This window comes from Nocardiopsis chromatogenes YIM 90109 (assembly GCF_000341185.1).
Taxonomy (GTDB): domain Bacteria; phylum Actinomycetota; class Actinomycetes; order Streptosporangiales; family Streptosporangiaceae; genus Nocardiopsis_A; species Nocardiopsis_A chromatogenes.
Map to the genome: position 1 here is coordinate 1 of NZ_ANBH01000285.1, position 2634 is coordinate 2634.

Here is a 2634-nt window from a genome sequence, read left to right on the forward strand (position 1 = left end):
GCAGTAGGTCATGATCCAATCAACACGCCCTAGCGCCAGTCCAGCCGCTCCGGGGGCGGCCCCACGTTCGCAGGCGGCTCATCGTCCTCCGGCCGGGGCGGCCCCGCCCCGTCCCCGATCACCACGGCTCCGCCGTGGGGCCGGTCCTCGACCGTGGCCAGGGTGGCGGTCGCCAGGGTCATGATGCCCGGGTTGGCGTCGGCCAGCACCGCTCCGCCCTCCCCCGGGACCAGCATCGCCGTCGGCGGGAGCGAACGCAGGCCGTGCACGTCGGCGCGGAGCGCCCGCGGGCCGCCGTCGCCGTCCACCGGCGCCGCCTGGGCGGTGGCCCTGCCCCACACCGATGCGGCGCGCAGGTGGCGCACCAGGTCCAGCGGGGCCACCGAGGCCGGGGCGCGCACGGCCGTGGGCACGGTGGCCGCCTGGGCCGGGTCCTCCGTGTCGGCGTACCCGTCGGCGACACTGCCGCTCAGCGCCTCCCCGACCACCTCGGAGAGCCGGTGCAGCCGCACCTCGGGCACCTCGCCGAACCACTCCGCCAGGCGCGCGGCCGGGCGGGGGCCGGGCTGGCGCATGACCACCGGCATCCGTCCGGGCCCGTCCACCCGCGCCATCGCCTCGTCCCCGGCCTCCGGGAAGACGAGCACCAGCCCCGCTCCGGCGCGGGCGGCGGCCTCCTCCAGGCGGTCCAGCTCGGCGGCGGGCACCGCGTCGGCGCCGCACACCGCCACCGCCCCGGTCCACGGGGCGCCGTCCTCCCCCCGCTCCAGCAGGCGGCACAGCCCCGCCACGGCGTAGGCCCCGTAGGCGCGGGCCGCCACCTCCCCGGCGGCCCGGTCGGTGGCCACCACGCTCACCTGTGCCGGGGGCTCGTCCTCGGCGCGCGAGCCGACCCCCTCGAAGGGCGCCAGGTGCCGCTCCAGCTCCCAGGCGCGGTCGGCGGTGGCCCGGTCGGTGCCGCAGGCCGCGCGGACGGCCGCGCGCCGCTCGGCGTCCAGCAGCCCCAGCGACGGATCGTCGTGCACCCCGTCGTCGGGGGCGGCCACCGCGCGCAGCGCGGCCAGCACTGCGTCGGTCCCGGCATCGGCGCCGAGCGCCCCGAGCACCCGCTCCAGCAGGCCGCGGTCGCGCCCGGTGTCGGACTTGGGGTCGGCGGCCGCGGCCACGGCGGCCAGGGTGCGCGCCCGGTCCCCGGCCTCCAGGCCGGTGCCCAGGGTGAGCCGCGGCAGGTCGGCGGGGAGCACCCGCACCCGCGACCGCGCGCCGCAGTGCCGGGCCAGCGCCACCAGGTCCCCGGCCACGGCGCGGCCGGACAGGTCGACCACGGACAGGTCCGCGCCGTCGGCCAGGCGGGCCGCGCCCAGCCCGGTGAGCAGCGCCGACCACCCGGCCTCGGTGCCGCCGACCACGACGACGGTGCGCACGCCCGCGGGCGGCTCGAAGGCGTACCAGCGCGGCTGCGCCTCGAAGGCGCGGTGGCGGACCCGCCACCGGCGGTACTCCTCGGCGTGCTCCTCCTGGCGGCGGCGCAGGTCCTCCTCCTCGGCGCGGCGCCGCTCGGCCAGCCGCTCCCGCTCGCGCGCGGCCCGCTCGGCCGCCACGGCGCGGCTCTGCATCAGCGCCACCGCGATCGGGACGGCGACGGCCAGGCAGGCCAGCAGGGCGGCGAAGACCATCAGCCCCGGCAGCACCCGCAGCGGCCACAGCGCCAGGGCCAGGGCGGCCACGGCCCCCAGCCCGCACAGCGCCGCCTTCAGCGGCCGGTCGCCGGAGGCCTCGGGGCCGCGCCGGGCGGCCGTGCGGCCGGGGTCGGCGCGGTCGGCGGGGGCGGGCCTGCGGGGAGGCGGGCCGGGGTCGGGAACCGGCACCTCGTGCCGCCAGCCGATGCGCACCGTCCGCTGCCGGGGGGATCGGACCGCCACCGCCGCACCTCCTGGGGGATCACAGCGCGTGTGAGGAAATGCTGTCAGGACGGGGACGAGTTGTCACGACCTTGCCGGATCTCGCCGGAAATGCCGCCCGGAGCGGCCGCCGGAGCGGGGCCGCCTCCCGGGAGGCGTCACAGGTTGAGCAGGGCGATGCCGACGGCGACGACCGCCGCCGAGACGACCTTCACCCGGCCCATCCCCTCCCGGAAGACCAGTGCGGCGATCACCGCGCCGAAGATGATGCTCGTCTCGCGCAGCGCCGCCACCGCCGCGAGGTCGCCCATCGTCTGGGCCCACAGCACCAGGCCGTAGGCGGCCATGGACATCACGCCGCCCACCGTGCCGGTCCGCCACACCGGGCGCAGCTGGGCGGGCAGGGCGCCGCGGCGCAGCACGGCGGCGGCGATGAGGAACCACGGGCCCTCCAGCACCATCAGCCACGCCAGGTAGGCGAGCGGGTCGCCGGAGGCCCGCACCCCGATGCCGTCCACCACCGTGTATCCGGCGATCATGACGCCGGTGAGCAGGGCGGCGCCGAGCGCGGGCAGCTGGGCGCGGCCGGGCACCCCGGCCGCGAACACCAGCGCGGTCAGCCCCGCCGAGACCACCAGCACCCCGGCCAGGTGCACGGGGGTGAGGGTCTCGCCGACGAGCACGGCGGCGCCGATGGCCCCCAGCCACGGGGAGGTGCCCCGGGCCAGGGGGT

At 79.3% G+C, this 2634-nt stretch carries 2 protein-coding genes; both read right to left on the reverse strand.

The window, feature by feature from the left end; genetic code table 11:
- Nucleotides 1-29: 29 nt before the first annotated feature.
- On the reverse strand, nucleotides 30-1922 hold the full coding sequence (locus D476_RS0125885; RefSeq protein ID WP_017626819.1) for a hypothetical protein: 1893 nt from the start codon (nucleotides 1920-1922) through the stop codon (nucleotides 30-32).
- 137 nt (nucleotides 1923-2059) lie between these two features.
- The coding region (locus D476_RS0125890) for a DMT family transporter (RefSeq protein WP_017626820.1) at nucleotides 2060-2634 on the reverse strand (575 nt) is incomplete at its 5' end.